Origin of the sequence: Tsukamurella sp. M9C, assembly GCF_020169415.1 — a bacterium.
Classification (GTDB): Bacteria; Actinomycetota; Actinomycetes; order Mycobacteriales; family Mycobacteriaceae; genus Tsukamurella.
The window spans coordinates 1-17,580 of sequence record NZ_JAIULG010000020.1 but is presented as its reverse complement, the minus strand read 5'-3'; the positions used below and the strand labels follow the sequence as shown (position 1 = coordinate 17,580).

The 17,580-nt window shown below is 71.5% G+C and carries 21 protein-coding genes and 1 pseudogene; 15 read left to right on the top strand and 7 right to left on the bottom strand.

Annotation, left to right across the window (positions count from 1 at the left end; genetic code table 11):
* Positions 1–15 precede the first annotated feature (15 nt).
* Positions 16–1,110 (top strand): CaiB/BaiF CoA-transferase family protein, encoded by a 1,095-nt coding sequence (locus tag LB823_RS11675; RefSeq protein ID WP_224647312.1) that lies wholly within the window; start codon positions 16–18, stop codon positions 1,108–1,110.
* A gap of 122 nt (positions 1,111–1,232) precedes the next feature.
* Positions 1,233–2,618, top strand: coding sequence for a serine/threonine-protein kinase (locus LB823_RS23900; protein ID WP_304941281.1), 1,386 nt, complete (start codon positions 1,233–1,235; stop codon positions 2,616–2,618).
* 111 nt (positions 2,619–2,729) lie between these two features.
* Here LB823_RS23900 and LB823_RS11665 read toward each other — a convergent pair whose 3' ends face one another.
* The 3 genes from LB823_RS11665 to LB823_RS11655 form a co-directional block, all read right to left on the bottom strand.
* Entirely contained in the window at positions 2,730–3,440 is a 711-nt protein-coding gene (locus tag LB823_RS11665) for a S1 family peptidase (protein WP_224647311.1), read from the bottom strand.
* Positions 3,441–3,560: 120 nt separating this feature from the next.
* The gene (locus LB823_RS11660; RefSeq protein ID WP_224647310.1) at positions 3,561–4,043 is read right to left on the bottom strand and encodes a hotdog fold domain-containing protein; all 483 of its coding nucleotides are present in this window, start codon (positions 4,041–4,043) and stop codon (positions 3,561–3,563) included.
* A 39-nt stretch (positions 4,044–4,082) separates the two neighbouring features.
* Positions 4,083–5,096 (bottom strand): S9 family peptidase, encoded by a 1,014-nt coding sequence (locus tag LB823_RS11655; RefSeq protein WP_224647307.1) that lies wholly within the window; start codon positions 5,094–5,096, stop codon positions 4,083–4,085.
* Positions 5,097–5,460: 364 nt separating this feature from the next.
* Here LB823_RS11655 and rpsJ point away from each other — a divergent pair, with 364 nt between their 5' ends.
* From rpsJ to rpsQ, 11 genes are read left to right on the top strand one after another with little or no spacing between them, the layout of a single operon-like run.
* Positions 5,461–5,766 (top strand): 30S ribosomal protein S10, encoded by a 306-nt coding sequence (gene rpsJ, locus LB823_RS11650; protein WP_003938093.1) that lies wholly within the window; start codon positions 5,461–5,463, stop codon positions 5,764–5,766.
* Positions 5,767–5,785: 19 nt separating this feature from the next.
* Positions 5,786–6,451 (top strand): 50S ribosomal protein L3, encoded by a 666-nt coding sequence (gene rplC / locus LB823_RS11645; RefSeq protein WP_224647306.1) that lies wholly within the window; start codon positions 5,786–5,788, stop codon positions 6,449–6,451.
* Positions 6,448–7,101 carry a 50S ribosomal protein L4 gene (rplD, locus tag LB823_RS11640; protein WP_224647305.1) on the top strand — a complete coding sequence of 218 codons (654 nt, stop codon included), beginning with the start codon at positions 6,448–6,450 and terminating at the stop codon, positions 7,099–7,101. The genes rplC and rplD overlap by 4 nt, the downstream gene beginning before the upstream one ends.
* A complete protein-coding gene (gene rplW / locus LB823_RS11635) occupies positions 7,101–7,412 on the top strand; it encodes a 50S ribosomal protein L23 (RefSeq protein WP_068522672.1) in 312 nt (103 codons plus the stop codon). Before rplD ends, rplW begins: the two co-directional genes overlap by 1 nt.
* Entirely contained in the window at positions 7,413–8,249 is an 837-nt protein-coding gene (gene rplB, locus LB823_RS11630; protein ID WP_224647304.1) for a 50S ribosomal protein L2, read from the top strand. It abuts the gene before it with no gap.
* 14 nt (positions 8,250–8,263) lie between these two features.
* Positions 8,264–8,545, top strand: coding sequence for a 30S ribosomal protein S19 (gene rpsS / locus LB823_RS11625; RefSeq protein WP_068573204.1), 282 nt, complete (start codon positions 8,264–8,266; stop codon positions 8,543–8,545).
* Entirely contained in the window at positions 8,545–8,943 is a 399-nt protein-coding gene (rplV, locus tag LB823_RS11620) for a 50S ribosomal protein L22 (RefSeq protein WP_068522669.1), read from the top strand. Before rpsS ends, rplV begins: the two co-directional genes overlap by 1 nt.
* Positions 8,944–8,945: 2 nt before the next feature.
* Positions 8,946–9,755, top strand: coding sequence for a 30S ribosomal protein S3 (gene rpsC / locus LB823_RS11615; protein WP_068522668.1), 810 nt, complete (start codon positions 8,946–8,948; stop codon positions 9,753–9,755).
* Positions 9,756–9,759: 4 nt separating this feature from the next.
* A complete protein-coding gene (rplP, locus tag LB823_RS11610; protein ID WP_224647303.1) occupies positions 9,760–10,176 on the top strand; it encodes a 50S ribosomal protein L16 in 417 nt (138 codons plus the stop codon).
* Positions 10,176–10,406, top strand: coding sequence for a 50S ribosomal protein L29 (gene rpmC / locus LB823_RS11605; RefSeq protein ID WP_013128010.1), 231 nt, complete (start codon positions 10,176–10,178; stop codon positions 10,404–10,406). Before rplP ends, rpmC begins: the two co-directional genes overlap by 1 nt.
* The gene (gene rpsQ, locus LB823_RS11600; protein WP_068573211.1) at positions 10,403–10,687 is read left to right on the top strand and encodes a 30S ribosomal protein S17; all 285 of its coding nucleotides are present in this window, start codon (positions 10,403–10,405) and stop codon (positions 10,685–10,687) included. The genes rpmC and rpsQ overlap by 4 nt, the downstream gene beginning before the upstream one ends.
* 85 nt (positions 10,688–10,772) lie before the next feature.
* On the opposite strand, the gene LB823_RS11595 is transcribed toward rpsQ, so the two are convergent.
* Together LB823_RS11595 and LB823_RS11590 are read right to left on the bottom strand one after the other, a co-directional pair.
* Entirely contained in the window at positions 10,773–11,291 is a 519-nt protein-coding gene (locus tag LB823_RS11595) for a hypothetical protein (protein ID WP_224647302.1), read from the bottom strand.
* Between the two features lie 102 nt (positions 11,292–11,393).
* Positions 11,394–11,945, bottom strand: a complete 552-nt coding sequence (locus LB823_RS11590) for a hypothetical protein (protein WP_224647301.1) — start codon at positions 11,943–11,945, stop codon at positions 11,394–11,396.
* A gap of 393 nt (positions 11,946–12,338) precedes the next feature.
* Between LB823_RS11590 and LB823_RS11585 the strand changes: the two genes are divergently transcribed.
* Positions 12,339–13,730, top strand: a complete 1,392-nt coding sequence (locus tag LB823_RS11585; RefSeq protein WP_224647396.1) for a DEAD/DEAH box helicase — start codon at positions 12,339–12,341, stop codon at positions 13,728–13,730.
* A gap of 87 nt (positions 13,731–13,817) precedes the next feature.
* A complete protein-coding gene (locus LB823_RS11580; RefSeq protein ID WP_224647300.1) occupies positions 13,818–14,144 on the top strand; it encodes a bacterial transcriptional activator domain-containing protein in 327 nt (108 codons plus the stop codon).
* Here LB823_RS11580 and LB823_RS11575 read toward each other — a convergent pair.
* Both LB823_RS11575 and LB823_RS11570 read right to left on the bottom strand, forming a co-directional pair.
* On the bottom strand, positions 14,070–17,342 hold the full coding sequence (locus LB823_RS11575; RefSeq protein WP_224647299.1) for a helicase HerA domain-containing protein: 3,273 nt from the start codon (positions 17,340–17,342) through the stop codon (positions 14,070–14,072). The two genes, LB823_RS11580 and LB823_RS11575, sit on opposite strands and share 75 nt — an antisense overlap.
* Positions 17,339–17,580, bottom strand: a pseudogene (locus LB823_RS11570) (hypothetical protein); the annotation flags it as partial. The gene LB823_RS11575 and the pseudogene LB823_RS11570, both read right to left, overlap by 4 nt.

The following is a 17,580-nucleotide window of genomic DNA, read 5'->3' as shown; positions in this document are numbered from 1 at the left end:
AGTTAACGTGCATTCATGACTGATTCGAAGCAGGGTCCCCTCGCGGGACTGAAGGTGGTCGAGTTCGCAGGTCTCGGCCCCGCCCCGCACGCCGCGATGCTCCTCGCCGACCAGGGCGCCGACGTCGTCTCGGTGCAGCGCCCCGGCATCGGCGTGAACGGCATCACGGGCACGCCATCGGGCGTCAAGCGCGGCCGCACCATCGTCGAGGCCGACCTGAAGAACCCCGCCGACATCGCCACCATCCTCGAGCTCATCGACCGCGCGGACGTGATCGTCGAGGGCTTCCGCCCCGGCGTCATGGAGCGCCTGGGCCTCGGCCCCGACGTGGTGCTCGAGCGCAACCCCCGCATCGTCTTCGCCCGGATGACCGGCTGGGGCCAGGACGGCCCGTTCGCGCAGCGCGCCGGCCACGACATGAACTACATCTCCCTCACCGGCCTGCTGCACGCCATCGGCCGCAAGGGCGAGCGTCCCGTGCCGCCGCTCAACCTCGTCGGCGACTTCGCCGGCGGCTCGATGTTCCTCGTCTTCGGCGTGCTCGCGGCGCTCTACGAGCGCAACACGTCCGGCAAGGGGCAGGTCATCGACGTCGCCATGGTCGACGGTGCCTCCCTCATCGGGCAGATGCAGTGGGACTTCCGGGGCCAGGGCATCTGGAGCGACGAGCGCGGCGTGAACACCCTCGACGGCGGCGCGCCCTTCTACGACACCTACGAGACCTCCGACGGCAAGTACGTCTCCGTCGGCGCGATCGAGCCGCAGTTCTTCGCCGAGCTGCTCGACAAGCTGGGCCTCAAGCAGGAGGACCTGCCCTACCAGCTCGATCAGGCCCGCTGGCCCGAGCTGCGCGCCGCTCTGGAGGCCGCGCTGAAGACGAAGACCCGCGACGAATGGGCCGAGGTCTTCTTCGACTCCGACGCCTGCGTCGCGCCGATCCTCACCTTCGAGGAGGCCTCGAAGCACCCGCACATGGCCGCCCGGCAGAACCTGCAGGAGGTCGGGGGAGCGATGGCCCCGATGCCCGCGCCGCGCTTCTCGCGCACGCCCGCCGCGACGCCCGAGGCGCCGAACCCCGAGGCCGTCGACCCGGCGACGCTCTGGCGCTGATCCCGGCTTCCGAAACCGGCGGAAATCGCGGCCGCGCCGCGCTATTCGCGGCGTGATCGCAAATAACGCCGGTTTCGGGAGGTATGCCGGAAGCCGTCGGCGGTGGCCGCTAGGATTCGCGCATGTCGATGCAGGCCGGTGCAGAATTCGCCGGGTTCCGGGTGGTCCGCCGGTTGGGCGCGGGTGGCATGGGCGAGGTCTACCTCGTCGCGCACCCGCGGCTGCCCCGCGAGGAGGCGCTGAAGATCCTCCCGCAGGACCTCTCCACGGACGAGTCCTACCGCGTGCGGTTCAACCGCGAGGCGGACCTGGCGGCCACGCTGTTCCACCCGAACATCGTGGGCGTGCACGACCGCGGCGAGGCCGACGGCAAGCTGTGGCTGTCGATGGACTACGTCGCCGGCGTCGACCTCGACGCCCTGCTCCGCGACCGGCACCCGCGCGGGCTGCCCGTCGCCGACGTGGTCTCCGTCATCACCCAGGTCGCCTCCGCGCTCGACCACGCCCACGGCAAGGGCCTGATCCACCGCGACGTGAAGCCCGCGAACATCCTGCTCGCCGAGTCGGGCGCCGACGCGGGCGGCCGCGTCCTGCTCGCCGACTTCGGCATCGCCCGCCGCATGGACGACGACGCCGGCCTCACGGCCACGAACACCGCGGTGGGCACGGTGACCTACGCGGCGCCGGAGCAGCTGGCCGACGAGGCCGTCGACGGCCGCACCGACCAGTACGCCCTCGCCGCGACGGCGCTGACCCTGCTCACGGGCCGCAGCCCCTTCGCCGGCACCACGCCGGGCGCGGTGATCAGCCGGAAGATGCGCGGCGAGGTCCCGCGCGCCGCCGACACCGATCCGCGCCTCGCGCCGCTCGACCGGGCGCTGTCCACGGGCATGGCCGCCGACCCGGCCCGGCGGTTCCGCACCTGCGCCGACTTCGCCCGTGCCCTCGAGGCCGAGGCAGCGTACCTGGGCTCGGGCCCGGTGCCGCCCGCGACGCCGCAGCCGACGCGGGCGCAGACCCCGCCGCCGGCCCCGCAGACTCTGCACACCCCGCCGCCGTACGGGCAGGCACCGGCGCCCGCGCCGTACGGGCAGGCGTCGATGCCGGGTCCCGCGGTCGCGCAGCCGGGGCCGGGACCCGGGCCCTACGGCTCGCAGCCCTCGTTCCCGGCGTTCGGTGCCGCGCCCGCCCCGGCGAAGCTGCCCTGGCAGGCGATCATCGCCGCGATCGTCCTCATCCTGTGCGGGATCTTCGGCGTGCTGCTCGGGATCTCGGGATTCGCGGACCCGGAGATCGGCGTGCCGCTGGGCGTGCTCTGGGTGGTGAGTTCCCTCGCGGGCCTGGTCGGCGCCGGCCTGCTCTTCGCGAAGCGGACGCGCACGGCGCTGATCGTCGCGACCGCGTCGGCGGTGATCCTCGGCGCCACGTGCTCGGGCCTCATCGCGACCGTGCTGGTCCCGATCCTGCTGTGGGCGCCGAAACCTGTCCGGGCCTGGTACAGCGAGTAGCGCGCGGCGGACTCTCGGATTCCGTCCGAGATGGACAGCGTGTCCGAACCGGACAGAATTCGAGAGTCGACGAGACGATGGCCGGTCCGGTCCCGGCCGCCGGCCGGGCTGCTAGCCGACGACGAGCGACGTGCCGGTGGCGCGGAGCGTGGAGCCCAGGTCGTAGAACAGCGAGCCGCTGCGGGCGAGCGGACCGTCGAACGTGGCGGCGCGGCTCGCGATGCCGAGCGCGGCGTTGTCGGAGCTGCGGATGAGCGGGCCGCCGCTGTCGCCGACCTGCACCGGGATCGTGGTGGCGATGTAGCCGCCGTCCACACTCACCACGGAGCCGCAGCGCCAGCCCGACGAGACGCCCTGGCTGCACACCGCGTCGCCGGGGCGGGCGGTGCCCACCGAGGTCGGCCGGACGCGGCCGCCGGGGGCGGCCTTCGCGAGCTTCGGGTCGAGGGTGAAGACGCCCCAGTCGGGGGCGTCGGGCACGACGAAGGTGTCGGACTTGGTCAGCGCGGGCGCCGACGAGCCGGTGTTCACGCCCACGATCCGCCCGTTGACGACCACCTGCTGGCCCTGGGCGCCGCAGTGCCCGGCGTACAGGCCCACGCGGGTGCCGTCGGCCCGCTGGCCGACGAAGCCGACGGTGCACCCGCGGCCGTCGGCGACGTTGCCGACCAGCTTGGTGACCGTGAGCACGGAGCTGCCGGGGGAGACGGTCGCGACCGGCTCCGCCTGCGCGGAGGCGGGCAGGATCAGCGCGGCGACGCCGCCGAGGACGGCCACGGACGCGGCGGCGTTCCTCGGGAACGACGTGATGGTGCGGCGCATGATCCTCCTCGGGTGGGCGCAAGACTGTGCGACGGTAGCGTGCCACACGCCACACCGCCTGTAAACCGAGTGAACGACGATGCGCAGGTCAACTCGAGTGACTCGAGTTGCGAATTTTCCCTACTTCGAGGGCTTGGGTGTGACCCAGGTCGTGATCTTCGCGTGCACGACCTCGGTGCCCTTCTTGTCGCGGACGGCGATGTCGACGACCACGTCGCGCCCGGTGGTGATCGCGTCCCAGTCGATCTCCTCGGCCAGCGTCGCGGTGGCGACGAGCGAGGACTCGGCCTTGGCCAGGTAGTCGACGGTCATCGACTTCGGCAGCCAGCGGTGCGTGCCCGGCGTGGACGCCTCCATCACCATGCCCATGCCCACCTCGGCGAGGTTGCAGGCCGCGATGGCATGGAAGGTGCCGATGTGGTTCTGCACGAACCACCACTTCGGCCCGTGGACCACGGCGCGGCCGTACTCGATCTCGGAGATGTACGGGGTGACGGAGGCGAAGTACGGCGCCTTGAGCGACGCGGCGGCGGAGAAGGCCAGCTTGCCGAGCGGCTTGTCGCTGAGCGTGCGCCACATCTTGTACGTGGTGGTGTCGGTCATGGCCGCTATCTTACTCCACGGTAAGTTCGACGGTGCGCGTCACCGGGGCGGGTTCGCCGCGAGCGCGTCGAAGCCCTCGCGGGCCAGCTTCACGATGGTCTCGCGGATCCGCGGCCAGTACGGCGAGCGCACGTTGACGGGGGTGCCGTGGTTCGCCCCGTCGAGCTCCACCAGCAGCGACGGTGCGCCGAGCGCCCGCGCCGCCGCGACGAAGTCCACCGACTCCGACGCGGGCACGATCGAATCCTCCGAGCCGTGGATCGCGACGGACGGCATGAGCGGATCGATCCGCTGGATCGGGTTCGCCAGCGCGTACCGCTCCGGCACCCGGTCCGGCATGCCGCCGAGCGCCTTGCGGACGTGGTCGTTGAGGCGCGAGCTGGTGCGCATGTCGAGCACCCCCGCCATGGAGACGAAGGCGCGCGGGGTCACCGTCGGGCCGCCGCCCGCCGGCCAGGTCACTCCGGGCGACCCCGCCGGGAGCGTGCGCCGGGTGGCCGCCCACGCCGCGAGCTGGCCGCCTGCGCTGTGCCCGACCAGGATCACGTTCGACGGGTCCAGGGCCGGCGCGGACTCGGCGAGGGTGGGGACGTAGTCGACGGCGTGGCCCACGTCGGTGAAGGTGGTCGGCCAGCCGCCGCCCGAGCCGACCCGCCGGTACTCGACGTTCCACACCGCGAGGCCCTGCGCCTGCAGCGCCCGCGCGACCTCGGCCATGTACCCCGCGCTCGACCGGTTCTTCCAGCCGCCGCCGTGGATGAGCACCACCACGGGCAGGCTGCGCGGCGCGTGGGCGCCGCGGGGGAGGTAGAGGTTGCCGTAGTTCTGGCGGGGATCCGCGTTCGGGGCGGGGTAGCGGTAGCGGATCGCGTCGTCCCGCACCGCGGCGACGGGACGCGGCACGGCCCGGGACTTCGAGGCCGCGGCCGAGGACAGTGCAGCGGCACCGTCGACGGGGGTCACCGCGCAGCCGGAGCCCAGAAGGACACCGGCGCACAGGAGGACGGCCAGGAGCAACGCGCCCGGCCTCGGCGCGACGCTCCGTTCGGTCATGCCCGATATTCTTCCAGAGCGCGCCCCGGCGACGCGTGTGACGCGAATCGCACCGGCGGGATCGACCGGTTCGATTTGAAGATGCGGCCCGAGCAGTGCATACTGGTCGGGTTGCCTTGTCGGGCGGCGCGGTCCTGTATGGGGCCGTCCCACCGGCTTCGGTATCGCCCGGCTCCCCTCGAGGGAGCCACCGGAACACACGGCGGAGTATGAGCGCCAGCGCGACACGCCCGACCGCGTGGACCGGAGCAATTTGATACATGAACAGCGTCGATCGACTTCAAGCGGGATACGTTCCCGCAGGTGATTCAGCTGTCCGTGTGTCTGGCAATACGTTTGAACACTTGACGGAAGAGGACACAGCGTGGCGGGACAGAAGATCCGCATCAGGCTCAAGGCCTATGACCATGAGGCGATCGACGCGTCTGCTCGGAAGATCGTCGAGACCGTGACTCGCACCGGCGCCCGTGTCGTCGGTCCCGTGCCGCTGCCGACGGAGAAGAACGTGTACTGCGTCATCCGCTCGCCGCACAAGTACAAGGACTCGCGCGAGCACTTCGAGATGCGTACGCACAAGCGGCTGATCGACATCCTGGACCCGACGCCGAAGACGGTCGACGCGCTGATGCGCATCGATCTGCCGGCCAGCGTCGACGTGAACATCCAGTAAGCGGCTGCGGAGAAACGATATGACTGAGAACAAGATCAAGGGAATCCTGGGCACCAAGCTCGGCATGACCCAGGTCTTCGACGAGAACAACCGGGTCGTCCCGGTCACCGTCGTCAAGGCCGGGCCGAACGTGGTCACCCAGATCCGTACCCAGGCCGCTGACGGCTACGACGCCGTCCAGCTCGCCTTCGGCGCGATCGACCCCCGCAAGGTGAACAAGCCCGTCTCGGGCCAGTTCGCCAAGGCCGGTGTCACCCCGCGTCGCCACATCGCCGAGCTGCGGCTCGCCGACGCCGATGCCGCCGCCGACTACGAGGTGGGCCAGGAGCTGGGCGCCGACGTGTTCGAGGCCGGCAACTTCGTCGACGTCACCGGCGTCAGCAAGGGCAAGGGCTACGCCGGCGTCATGAAGCGCCACGGCTTCTCGGGCCTCGGCGCCAGCCACGGTGTGCAGGCCGTGCACCGTGCGCCCGGTTCCATCGGTGGCTGCGCCACCCCGGGTCGCGTCTTCAAGGGCGTCCGGATGGCCGGCCGCATGGGCTCGGACAACGTCACCACGCAGAACCTGTCCGTGTTCAAGGTGGACGCCGAGGCCGGCGTCCTGCTGATCAAGGGCGCCATCCCCGGCCGCAAGGGCGGCCTCGTGATGGTCCGTACCGCAGTGAAGGGTGGTGCTCGCGCATGAGCAAGCTGACTCTTGATGTGAAGACCGCCGACGGCAAGGTCGACGGCACCGTCGAGCTCCCCGCCGAGATCTTCGACGTCGAGCCCAACATCGCGCTGATGCACCAGGTGGTCGTCGCGCAGCTCGCCGCTGCGCGTGCCGGCACGCACTCCACCAAGACCCGCGGCGAGGTCCGCGGCGGTGGGCGCAAGCCGTACCGCCAGAAGGGCACCGGCCGCGCCCGCCAGGGCTCGACCCGCGCGCCGCAGTTCAACGGCGGTGGCACGGTGCACGGCCCGCAGCCGCGCGACTACAGCCAGCGCACCCCGAAGAAGATGAAGGCCGCCGCCCTGCGCGGTGCCCTCACCGACCGGGTTCGCGAGGACCGTATCCACGTCGTCACCGAGCTGGTGTCCGGCCAGGAGGCGTCGACCAAGACCGCGCGCCTGTTCCTGGCCGCGCTGTCGGAGCGCAAGAAGTTCCTCGTGGTCGTCGGCCGCGAGGACCTGACCGCGCAGCGCAGCGTCCAGAACCTGCCGAACGCGAAGTGGATCTACTCCGACCAGCTCAACACCTACGACGTCCTGGACGCCGATGATCTGGTGTTCAGCCGCGAGGCTCTGGGTTCGTTCATCGCGAGCGCCACGAAGACCGAGGAGGCGAACGCCTGATGGCCACCGCAACCATCCCCGCTGACCCGCGGGACATCCTGCTCGCGCCGGTGATCTCCGAGAAGGCCTACGGCCTCATCGAGGAGAACACGTACACCTTCGTGGTGCACCCGGACGCGAACAAGACGCAGATCAAGATCGCCGTGGAGAAGGTCTTCGGCGTCAAGGTCGACAGCGTCAACACCTTGAACCGCCAGGGCAAGCGCAAGCGCACCCGTGCCGGTTACGGTCAGCGCAAGAGCACCAAGCGCGCCATCGTGACCCTGAGTGCCGATAGCAAGCCCATCGACATCTTCGGAGGCGCGAGCTAAATGGCTATCCGTAAGTACAAGCCGACCACTCCGGGTCGCCGCGGCTCGTCGGGCTCGACGTTCGACGAGGTCACGCGTTCGACCCCGGAGAAGTCGCTGATCCGTCCGCTGCACGGCCGTGGTGGCCGTAACGCGCACGGCCGCATCACCACCCGGCACAAGGGTGGCGGCCACAAGCGCGCCTACCGTCTGATCGACTTCCGTCGTCACGACAAGGACGGCATCAACGCCAAGGTCGCGCACATCGAGTACGACCCCAACCGCACCTCGCGGATCGCACTGCTGCACTACTTGGACGGCGAGAAGCGTTACATCCTCGCCCCCAAGGACCTGAAGCAGGGCGACATCGTGGAGTCGGGCCCCAACGCCGACATCAAGCCGGGCAACTGCCTGCCGCTGCGGAACATCCCCGCCGGCACGGTGATCCACAACGTGGAGCTGCGTCCCGGTGGCGGTGCCAAGATGGCCCGCTCGGCCGGTGCCAGCGTCCAGCTGCTGGGCAAGGAGGGCGCGTACGCGACCCTGCGTATGCCCTCCGGCGAGATCCGTCGCGTCGACGTGCGCTGCCGCGCCACCGTCGGCGAGGTGGGCAACGCCGAGCAGAGCAACATCAACTGGGGCAAGGCCGGCCGCATGCGCTGGAAGGGCAAGCGCCCGACCGTCCGTGGTGTCGTCATGAACCCGGTGGACCACCCGCACGGTGGTGGTGAGGGTAAGACCTCCGGTGGTCGCCACCCGGTGAGCCCGTGGGGCAAGCCCGAGGGCCGCACCCGCAAGAACAAGGCGAGCGACAAGATGATCGTCCGTCGCCGCAAGTCCGGTAAGAACAAGCGCTAGGAGGGAGTTAGAGAATGCCACGCAGCCTCAAGAAGGGCCCGTTCGTCGACGACCACCTCCTCGCGAAGGTCGACGTCCAGAACGACAAGGGCACCAAGCAGGTCATCAAGACCTGGTCGCGCCGCTCCACCATCATCCCCGACTTCATCGGTCACACCTTCGCCGTCCATGACGGTCGCAAGCACGTGCCGGTGTTCGTCTCGGAGAACATGGTGGGTCACAAGCTGGGCGAGTTCGCCCCGACGCGGACGTTCAAGGGCCACATCAAGGACGACCGGAAGGCGAAGCGCCGCTAATGAGCAACGACACAGCAGCACAGACCTCGGCGTCGGCGACCGCACGTTTCGTGCGCGTCACGCCCATGAAGGCCCGTCGCGTCATCGACCTGGTCCGCGGTAAGGACGCCGAGCAGGCGCTCGCGATCCTGCGGTTCGCGCCGCAGGCCGCGAGCGAGCCCGTCGCCAAGGTTCTCGCGTCGGCCATCGCCAACGCGCAGAACAACCTGGGCCTCGACCCGCGCACCCTGGTCGTCTCGGAGGCGTACGCCAACGAGGGCCCGACCATGAAGCGCATCCAGCCGCGGGCCCAGGGCCGCGCGTACCGGATCCGCAAGCGCACCAGCCACATCACCGTGGTGGTCGAGTCGGTCGAGTCGAAGAAGCCCGCCGCCAGCCGGAACCGGAAGGGAGCGTAAGCATGGGTCAGAAGATCAATCCCCACGGCTTCCGCCTCGGCATCACCACGGACTGGAAGTCCCGCTGGTACGCCGATAAGCAGTACTCGGAGTACGTCAAGGAAGACGTCCAGATCCGTAAGCGTCTGACCGACAGCCTCGAGCGTGCCGGCATCAGCAAGATCGAGATCGAGCGCACCCGGGACCGCGTGCGGGTGGACATCCACACCGCGCGTCCGGGCATCGTCATCGGCCGCCGCGGCGCCGAGGCCGATCGCATCCGCTCGGAGCTGGAGAAGCTCACCAAGAAGCAGGTGCAGCTCAACATCCTCGAGGTGAAGAACTCCGAGGCCGACGCCCAGCTCGTCGCGCAGGGCATCGCGGAGCAGCTGAGCAACCGCGTGGCGTTCCGCCGCGCGATGCGCAAGGCGATCCAGTCGGCGATGCGTCAGCCGAACGTCAAGGGTATCCGGGTCCAGTGCTCGGGTCGCCTTGGCGGCGCGGAGATGAGCCGCAGCGAGTTCTACCGCGAGGGCCGCGTGCCCCTGCACACGCTGCGCGCCGACATCGACTACGGCCTGCACGAGGCGAAGACCACCTTCGGGCGGATCGGCGTCAAGGTGTGGATCTACAAGGGCGACGTCGTGGGCGGCCGGCGCGAGCTGGCGGCACCGTCGAACGACGACCGTCGCGGCCCGCGTCGTGAGCGCCCGCAGCGCCCGCGTCGCAGCGGCGCGTCGGGCACGACCGCCACCAGCACCGAAGCCGGTCGCGCCGCAACGGAGGAGACTCCTGTGGCGGCGGCTCCGGCTGCAACGAACCAGGAGGGCTGACGCCATGTTGATCCCCCGTCGGGTGAAGCACCGCAAGCAGCACCACCCCGGCCGTTCCGGCCAGTCCAAGGGCGGCAACCATGTGACGTTCGGTGACTACGGCATCCAGGCTCTCGAGCCCGCCTACATCACCAACCGTCAGATCGAGTCCGCTCGTATCGCCATCAACCGGCACATCAAGCGTGGCGGCAAGGTCTGGATCAACATCTTCCCGGACCGCCCCCTCACGAAGAAGCCCGCCGAGACCCGCATGGGTTCCGGTAAGGGTTCGGTCGAGTGGTGGGTCGCGAACGTCAAGCCCGGTCGCGTGCTGTTCGAGATGACCTACCCCAATGAGGAGACCGCTCGCGAGGCCCTGCGTCGCGCCCAGCACAAGCTCCCCTGCAAGACCCGCATCGTGACCCGAGAGGAGCAGTTCTGATGTCGAACACCGTCGCCGCTGATCTTCGCGGTCTCACCGCGGACGAGCTGGTGGAGAAGCTGCGCGAGGCCAAGGAGGAGCTGTTCAACCTGCGGTTCCAGATGGCCACCGGGCAGATGAGCAACAACCGTCGCCTGCGCACCGTGCGTACCGACATCGCCCGGATCTACACGATCCTGCGCGAGCGGGAGCTCGGCCTGGCCTCGGGCCCGGAGGGTGACGCCGCATGAGTGAGAACGGAAGCAATGTGACCACCGAGGAGCGGAACAGCCGCAAGGTCCGCATCGGGTACGTCGTGTCCGACAAGATGGAGAAGACCATCGTCGTCGAGCTCGAGGACCGCGTGAAGCACTCCCTGTACGGCAAGATCATCCGCACCACCTCCAAGGTGAAGGCGCATGACGAAGAGGGCGTCGCCGGTGTCGGCGACCGCGTCCGGATCATGGAGACCCGTCCGCTGAGCGCCAGCAAGCACTGGCGCCTGGTGGAGGTGCTGGAGAAGGCCAAGTAGGCCCACCCGCACCGCACAGACGACGAAGGCCCCCGTCCACTCCGCGAGGAGAGGACGGGGGCCTTCGCGTCGTTCCGGGGTGGGGTCAGAGCTTCTTTCCGACGGCGACGACCGCGTTGCAGGCGTCGTACACGCGCTGGAGGGCCGGGTTGGACAGCTTCCACGTGGCGCCTTCGCTGCCGCGGGCCGCGCGGTCGGCGGCGAGGGCGCGCGAGTACTCGGTCAGGCGGGTCTGGTAGGTCCGCAGCGCCGCGACCAACTGCGGGTTCGACGCGGCGCGGCCGATGGTGCCCGGCAGCGTGCCCAGCTCGACGCGCAGCGCGTTCTGCTCGGCGTCGAGCGTCGGGGCGATGCCCTCCCAGGTCCAGTCCTTGTTCTTGGTGGCCTGGACGGCGGCGCGGCTCGCGGCCTGCCGCGGCGCGCGGTTGGTGTTCCACAGGTCGTACGCGGCGCGGGCGGGCGAGGCCGCCGGCGCGCCGGGCGCCGCCGGCGCGCCGGGAACCGGCGTCGGCGCGGCGGCGGCGACACCGGCGAGGGGAGTGGCGAGGGCGGCGGCCAGCAGGCCGGCGGAGACGGTGCGGGCGCCCCAGATACGAATGGTCACGATGATTACCTCTCGATGTCAAATGATGAACATCAAGAAGATAGCCCGGCGAACGACGTCAGTGTACGGAAATCTTCGTGATCTCGAACACGTAGTTGTCGATCAGGCGCAAACGCGACGCACGGCGCTGGCCGCATCGCCCAGCGCCGAGAACGCCGGGTTGCTCTTGACCCACGTGTTCTCGCCCGAGCCGCGCGCGGCCTGATCGGCCCGCAGGCCGTCGTTGTAGGCGTCGAGCTTGGCCTTGTAGTCCGTGATCGCGGTCTTGATCGTGGGCGCGAGGTTCTCCGTCGCGATGATGCCCGGCAACCGGCCGGTCTCCGTGGCGATGGCGGCGAACTCCGCGTTGATCAGGCCGGTGATGCCGTCCCAGGTCCACTTCGGGTCCTTGGTGAAGGCGACGGTGGCGCGGCTCGCGACGATGCGGGTGTCGTACCCGGACTGCCACGAGGAGCACGCGGACTTGCCCGCGGCCGCCGCGGCGGCGGCCCGCGACGACGCGATGGTGCTCTGATAGGCGGCGACGTCCTGCGGGTCCGCCGAGCCGGTCCCCGCCACCGAGCCGCAACCGGCCAGTGCGAACAGTGAAGCCCCGACGACCAGTGCCGCGCCCCCGCGGCCGCGGAGCGGATGGATCCTCGTACGTGCGGTCATGATTATGCCTCCCCTGGTGCGCGTCGACGTGCGCGCCTTATGACTGCATTGTCGCTCATGAATCGCCTCCGCGTTTCATGAGGGTGCGAACGCACAGTGTGTGAGCATCGGCACTCCACCATCGATTATGCGGGACGATGCGAACAGGTTTGCTATGCTGTGGAACATGCGGGACGGTGACGTCCCGCGCCGTCGTAGGGCACCCGGGCCCCTGACTCGCCGATCTCGGCTCGAGACCATTTCCCGGTTCTTTTCTTGCGGCGAACGGATGCGGCCACCGCCGCCTTCGCCACCACCACCGTTAGGTACCCCCTTACCGTGAGCACCCCTGTGTCCACCCGTTCCTTCGCCGACCTCGGCGTCCCCTCGAACCTCATCGCCGCCCTGAACGACATGGACCGCAGCACGCCGTTCCCCATTCAGGCCGACACCCTCCCCGACACCCTCGCCGGCCGCGACGTGCTCGGCCGCGGGAAGACGGGCTCGGGCAAGACCCTGGCCTTCGCGATCCCGCTGGTCGCGCGCATCGCCGGGCATCGCGCCCCTGCGGGCAAGCCGTCGGGCCTCGTCCTCGCCCCCACGCGTGAGCTGGCCACCCAGATCACCGCCACCGTCGAGCCGCTGGCCCGCGCCGCCGGCCTGCGCGTCACCACGATCTTCGGCGGGGTGAAGCAGACCCGCCAGGAGCAGGCGCTGAGCAACGGCGTCGACATCGTCGTCGCGTGCCCCGGCCGCCTCGAGGACCTGATGCGGCAGCGCATCGTCGACCTGTCGCGGGTCGAGGTCACCGTGCTCGACGAGGCCGACCACATGGCCGACCTCGGCTTCCTGCCCGTCGTCACCCGGATCCTGGCCGCGACCCCGGCCGGCGGCCAGCGGATGCTGTTCTCCGCCACGCTGGACAACGGCGTCGACAAGCTGGTCCGCAAGTTCCTCACCGACCCGGTCTCGCACTCCGTCGACCCCGAGAACTCGCCGGTCGTCGCCATGACGCACCACGTCTTCGAGGTGGGCGGCAAGGACGACAAGAACGAGCTGGTGCGCGCCCTCGCCTCGGGCACGGGCCGCCGCATCCTGTTCACCCGCACCAAGCACCAGGCCAAGAAGCTGGCGAAGCAGCTCACCGCCGACGGCATCCCCGCGCGCGACCTGCACGGCAACCTCAGCCAGCCGCAGCGCGACCGCAACCTCGAGGCCTTCAGCACCGGCACCGCCCGCGTGCTCGTCGCCACCGACATCGCGGCCCGCGGCGTCCACGTCGACGACATCGAGCTCGTCGTCCACGTCGACCCGCCGGCCGAGCACAAGGCCTACCTGCACCGCAGCGGCCGCACGGCCCGCGCCGGCAACGAGGGCACCGTCGTCACCGTGATGACCTCCGATCAGCGCAAGGACACCCAAGCGCTGCTCAAGAAGGCCGCGATCAGCGCCCGGCCCGTCGCCGTGACCGCCGCGTCGCCGGTCGTCGTCGACCTCGTCGGCGAGGTCGCGCCGTACGTCACCCCCGAGCCCGTCGCGCCGCAGCCGCAGCAGCAGCGCAGGTCCGGCGGCGGTCACGCCCCGGGCCGGGGCCGCGCCGGGCGCGGCAAGGGCACCGGGCAGCGGTCCGACGGTGCCGGTCGCGGCCAGGGCGGTTCCGCCGGTCAGGGCGGCCAGCAGCGTCGTCAGGGCCAGGGCGGCCAGCAGCGCTCCGGCGCCCGGCAGGCACCGTCCGGCCAGGGCCGCCCGCAGGGCCAGGGCAGCGCCCAGCAGCCCCGCCGTCGCGCCACCCGCCCCGCGGGCTGACGCCCGCCCGCACAATCGGGTAGTCGGCTACTCGTTCGCAGCGCGCCTCGCCGGGGTCCAATGGACCCAGGGAATCGGAGGTGCGCGATGGACGGATCGAACGGCGGCCGTGACGCCGTCGAGGCGGCGACCGCGGCGGTGCGCCGCGACCCGCTCCGCGCGGACGCGCACCGCGCCCTCGCCCGGGCCCACCTCGACGCCGGCGACCTCTGCGGGGCCCGCGCCGCGGTGCAGCGCTACGCGCAGCTGACGCGGCGCGAGCTCGGCGCCGAGCCGGCGCCGGACCTCTGGACGATGGTCGGGCTGCCCGCGTGGACCCACGCGCGTGCCGCCCGGTCGTCAGCCGCGGGCGATCGCCAGCACCTCGTCCTCGGTGGGCGGACTGGCGGCGTGATGGCTCAGGCACATCGGTGAGTGCAGGCGCACCGTCGCCGCGCCGGCCCCGAGATAGAAGTCGCCCGCGCCCAGCCCGCCGATGCCGTCGAGCCGCCCGCCGCGGGCGGCGGCCAGGTCCTTCGCGGCCTGGATCTGCACCGGCGCGTTGAGCTTGCCGTAGAAGTGCGTCGCGCTGTTGCCGACGATCTTGTCGTGCAGGCCCTTCGGGGCCTGCGTCGCGAACACCAGCCCCAGCCCGTACTTGCGGGCCTGCGAGGCGAGCAGCAGCGTCGACTCCGTGGACGGCTTCACCGACCCCGACGGCGCGATCTGTTGCGCCTCGTCCATCACCAGTAGCGAACCCAGCGGACGATCGCCCGCGGGATGGCGCTTGATCCAGGAGAACAGCGCCAGTTGCAGCTGCGCGACGAAGGTCTGCCGCTGCGTCTCGTCGGGCAGGCCGATGAGGCTGATCACCGAGATCCGCGCGCGCTTGCCGTCCGCGGGGGTCAGCAGTGTCGCCGGGTCGACCGCCTCGCCGCGGCCGCCGAGCAGCGGGTTGTTGATGAGCGCCGCCTGCAGGTTCGCGGCGAGCTCGGGCGCCAGCTTGTCGGCGCTGCCGAGGCTGCTGCGCGTCGAATCCCACGCGCCGAGGAACTCGGCGAACGCCCGGATGTCGGCGCGGCCGATCTCCCGGCCGTAGGCGTCGAGCGCCTCGCGCAGGATCGCGCGCTGCTGCTCGCGGCGCGATCCGCCCACGCCGACGTGCTGTTCCAGCGCGCTCGCGCACGCCTCCACGGCCATCGCGAAGCCTTCCCGCGCCTCCTGCGCGTCGAGATCGTCGCCGTCCATGCCCGCGCGCAGCGCCGCGAAGTCCGGGATCGGCTGCAGCACCAGCGGTCGCGCGGACGCCCGGTTCGGCGTCCACACCACCACGTCCGTGTCGGCGAGGTAGGTGCGCGCCCGCTCGGCGTCGCCCTCCCACCAGCCCGACGGCTCCTGCGGCCACGCCTCGCCGAGCCGGGACAGGTCGTTGTTCGGGTCCAGCACGATCGCCGACACCCCGCGCAGCGCGCACTCCTCGATGAGCCGGCGGATCAGCACCGTCTTCCCCGAGCCGGAGCCGGCGAAGATCGCGGTGTGCTTGCGCAGCTCGGCGAGGTCGACGGTGACGGGCGCGTGGTCCGGGCCTAGGCCGACGGCGATGCCCGCCGGGCCCGACGGTGCCGCCGGCGCGGCCGGGACCTCGGCCTTCGGTGCCGCGGGCTCCGGGCGCGGGGTCGGCGGCCCGCCGAACATGACGTCGGCGACGGAGCTCGACAGCCCGCCCACGCGGCCCACCGCGTCGCCGGGGATCATGCCGCGGGCGCGGCGCGAGGCGGGGCGCTCGGCCGCGGGCTTCGGGGCGCCGTCGAGCCCCGCGAACATCCGCAGCCCGTGCGCGGGCCGCCGCGCCGTGAGCCAGTCGTCGAGGCCGTCGGGCCCGTTCGCGATGATCCGGCCCAGCGCGTCGAGGGTGGCGAGATCGGCCTCGTCGAGGGGGAGCAGCTCCGCGCCGCGCTCCACGGCGTCGGCGATCACCGACGACGCCTTCGGGCTGGTCGGCCAGGGCGTGGAGCGCAGCAGGAAGAGCTTGCGCCGGTCCATCCCGGCGGCGACGCCGGCCGCCGTCGCGGCGCTCTGGACGCGGTTGGTGGTGGCGACGGCGTTGGAAGCGGGGATCGCGCGGAAGGCCCAGTGCTGCTCGTCCTCGACGCGGCCGGGTAGGCGGCGCCGCAGCCGGCCGTCGAGCTGCTTGTTGCCGCGCTCGATCTGGAAGCCGTCGCCGCCGTCCTCGCGGGTCCACGCCCGCAGGCCGGCCTCGATGAGGCCGCCCATCCGCTTGTCGGCGACGGCCTGGTCGGTCGCCACGTCGCCGACGCGGGCCCGGATCCGCAGCGCCTCGAACTGTTCGTCGATGCGGGCCAGCACGTCGACGGGCGGGTCCGCGGGGGGCTCGGCGGGCTCCATCGGCGTCGGCTCCGGGACCGACGGCGCCACGCGCGCCGGCCCGTCGTCGAAGGAGGCGAGCTCGAAGTCCGTGCGGGTGGTGACGCACGCCCGGATGTGCGCATCGACCTTGGTGAGCAGGTCGCGCGGGGTGTGGTGCACCGCGGAGGCGAAGGCCTCCGGCGCGATCGGCCAGGTGGGGTGCGGCGGGACGAACTCCTTCGCGCGGTACGCGGCCGTGAGCCTCCGCTCGACGATGGCGCGGGCGATGGCACCGTCGGGCAGCGACTTGAGCGGGCCGACCACTCGGAACCGGGCGGCGACGGATGCGGTGGCCCGGCTGGAGAGCGTCTCCCACGCCGTCGGCAGCATGCAGGCGACGGTCACCGTGCGATAGAGGCCCTGGCGCAGCGACATCAGGCCGTGGCCCACCTGCTCGATGACCTCGCTCTCCGCGGCGTCCGGCGCGGTGAGGGTGGCCGCGGACTGCGCGAGCAGGGTGTCGATCTGGTCGACGGCGAAGACGGTCGCCGCGGTCTCCGCCATGAACGCCGAGACCGCGCGGACCGTCTCCACGGCGGGGAAGCCGTGCGCGGGCAGCCCCCAGTGCAGGCGCTCGGCGGCGGTCTCCTCGACCTCGATGTCGTCGAGGAAGGCGGAGCCGAGGTCGGCGAGACGGGTGTCCGGGGAGGCCAGCAGCACCAGCGCGCGCAGCACGCCGTGGTACTGCCGCACCTGCGGGCGGCGCTTGCTCATCGCGGCGACGAGCGCGTCCAGGCCCTCCGGCGTGGGCACCGCGTCGCCCGAGAACTCGCGGCGGTGCGCGCGCGAGAGCCCGGCCTCGTCGGAGAGCAGCCACAGCAGCTGCGCGAGCTGGGTCTCGTGGTCGCGGGCGGGGCGCAGCAGCGAGCTGCGCAGCGAGGTCAGCGCGGCGCGCCAGAAGTCGGAGGCGTCGAGCAGCTCCAGCAGCACGAAGTAATGGCCGGCCGCCTGCACCTCGGACCGGAACCGGGTGAGCAGGTGGGTCTTCCCGGTGCCCGCGTTGCCGGTGATCACCAGGCCCGTCGGGGAGGCGCCGGTCGACGCGACGGCGTCGCCGAGGGCGTCCTCGAGGTCCTCCCAGACGTCGGTGTGCAGGCCGTCGACGTGCGTGTCCTCCGCTGCGGCGTCCCACACCTCCTCGTACGTGGGCGCCCAGCTCAGGCGGACGGAACGCAGCGCCGCGCGCTGGGTGTCGGAAAGCGTCATCGGGTGATCCGTATCGCGTGCAGGGGACGGCCGCCCAGCTGCAGCGCGGCGGCGTGATCGTCCGGGGTGAGGGCCTTGAGGTTGTCCTCGGCGACGATGTGCACGCCGGGCTCGGGGTACAGGGCGCGCAGGCCCTCGTCGACGACGGTGCGCGGCACGCCGGGCAGCGCCGCCCGCAGGTCGCGCAGGGCCACCCAGGCGCCCAGCGCCGCGACCGCGCGGTAGGCGGCCCGCACCC

Excerpts from the sequence above, each read along its gene's own strand:
- LB823_RS11675 (WP_224647312.1), top strand. The coding sequence starts at position 16 with ATGACTGATTCGAAGCAGGGTCCCCTCGCGGGACTGAAGGTGGTCGAG.
- LB823_RS23900 (WP_304941281.1), top strand. The coding sequence starts at position 1,233 with ATGTCGATGCAGGCCGGTGCAGAATTCGCCGGGTTCCGGGTGGTCCGC.
- LB823_RS11665 (WP_224647311.1), bottom strand. The coding sequence starts at position 3,440 with ATGCGCCGCACCATCACGTCGTTCCCGAGGAACGCCGCCGCGTCCGTG.
- LB823_RS11660 (WP_224647310.1), bottom strand. The coding sequence starts at position 4,043 with ATGACCGACACCACCACGTACAAGATGTGGCGCACGCTCAGCGACAAG.
- LB823_RS11655 (WP_224647307.1), bottom strand. The coding sequence starts at position 5,096 with ATGACCGAACGGAGCGTCGCGCCGAGGCCGGGCGCGTTGCTCCTGGCC.
- rplC (WP_224647306.1), top strand. The coding sequence starts at position 5,786 with ATGACTGAGAACAAGATCAAGGGAATCCTGGGCACCAAGCTCGGCATG.
- rplD (WP_224647305.1), top strand. The coding sequence starts at position 6,448 with ATGAGCAAGCTGACTCTTGATGTGAAGACCGCCGACGGCAAGGTCGAC.
- rplW (WP_068522672.1), top strand. The coding sequence starts at position 7,101 with ATGGCCACCGCAACCATCCCCGCTGACCCGCGGGACATCCTGCTCGCG.
- rplB (WP_224647304.1), top strand. The coding sequence starts at position 7,413 with ATGGCTATCCGTAAGTACAAGCCGACCACTCCGGGTCGCCGCGGCTCG.
- rpsS (WP_068573204.1), top strand. The coding sequence starts at position 8,264 with ATGCCACGCAGCCTCAAGAAGGGCCCGTTCGTCGACGACCACCTCCTC.
- rplV (WP_068522669.1), top strand. The coding sequence starts at position 8,545 with ATGAGCAACGACACAGCAGCACAGACCTCGGCGTCGGCGACCGCACGT.
- rpsC (WP_068522668.1), top strand. The coding sequence starts at position 8,946 with ATGGGTCAGAAGATCAATCCCCACGGCTTCCGCCTCGGCATCACCACG.
- rplP (WP_224647303.1), top strand. The coding sequence starts at position 9,760 with ATGTTGATCCCCCGTCGGGTGAAGCACCGCAAGCAGCACCACCCCGGC.
- rpmC (WP_013128010.1), top strand. The coding sequence starts at position 10,176 with ATGTCGAACACCGTCGCCGCTGATCTTCGCGGTCTCACCGCGGACGAG.
- rpsQ (WP_068573211.1), top strand. The coding sequence starts at position 10,403 with ATGAGTGAGAACGGAAGCAATGTGACCACCGAGGAGCGGAACAGCCGC.
- LB823_RS11590 (WP_224647301.1), bottom strand. The coding sequence starts at position 11,945 with ATGACCGCACGTACGAGGATCCATCCGCTCCGCGGCCGCGGGGGCGCG.
- LB823_RS11585 (WP_224647396.1), top strand. The coding sequence starts at position 12,339 with ATGGACCGCAGCACGCCGTTCCCCATTCAGGCCGACACCCTCCCCGAC.
- LB823_RS11580 (WP_224647300.1), top strand. The coding sequence starts at position 13,818 with ATGGACGGATCGAACGGCGGCCGTGACGCCGTCGAGGCGGCGACCGCG.
- LB823_RS11575 (WP_224647299.1), bottom strand. The coding sequence starts at position 17,342 with ATGACGCTTTCCGACACCCAGCGCGCGGCGCTGCGTTCCGTCCGCCTG.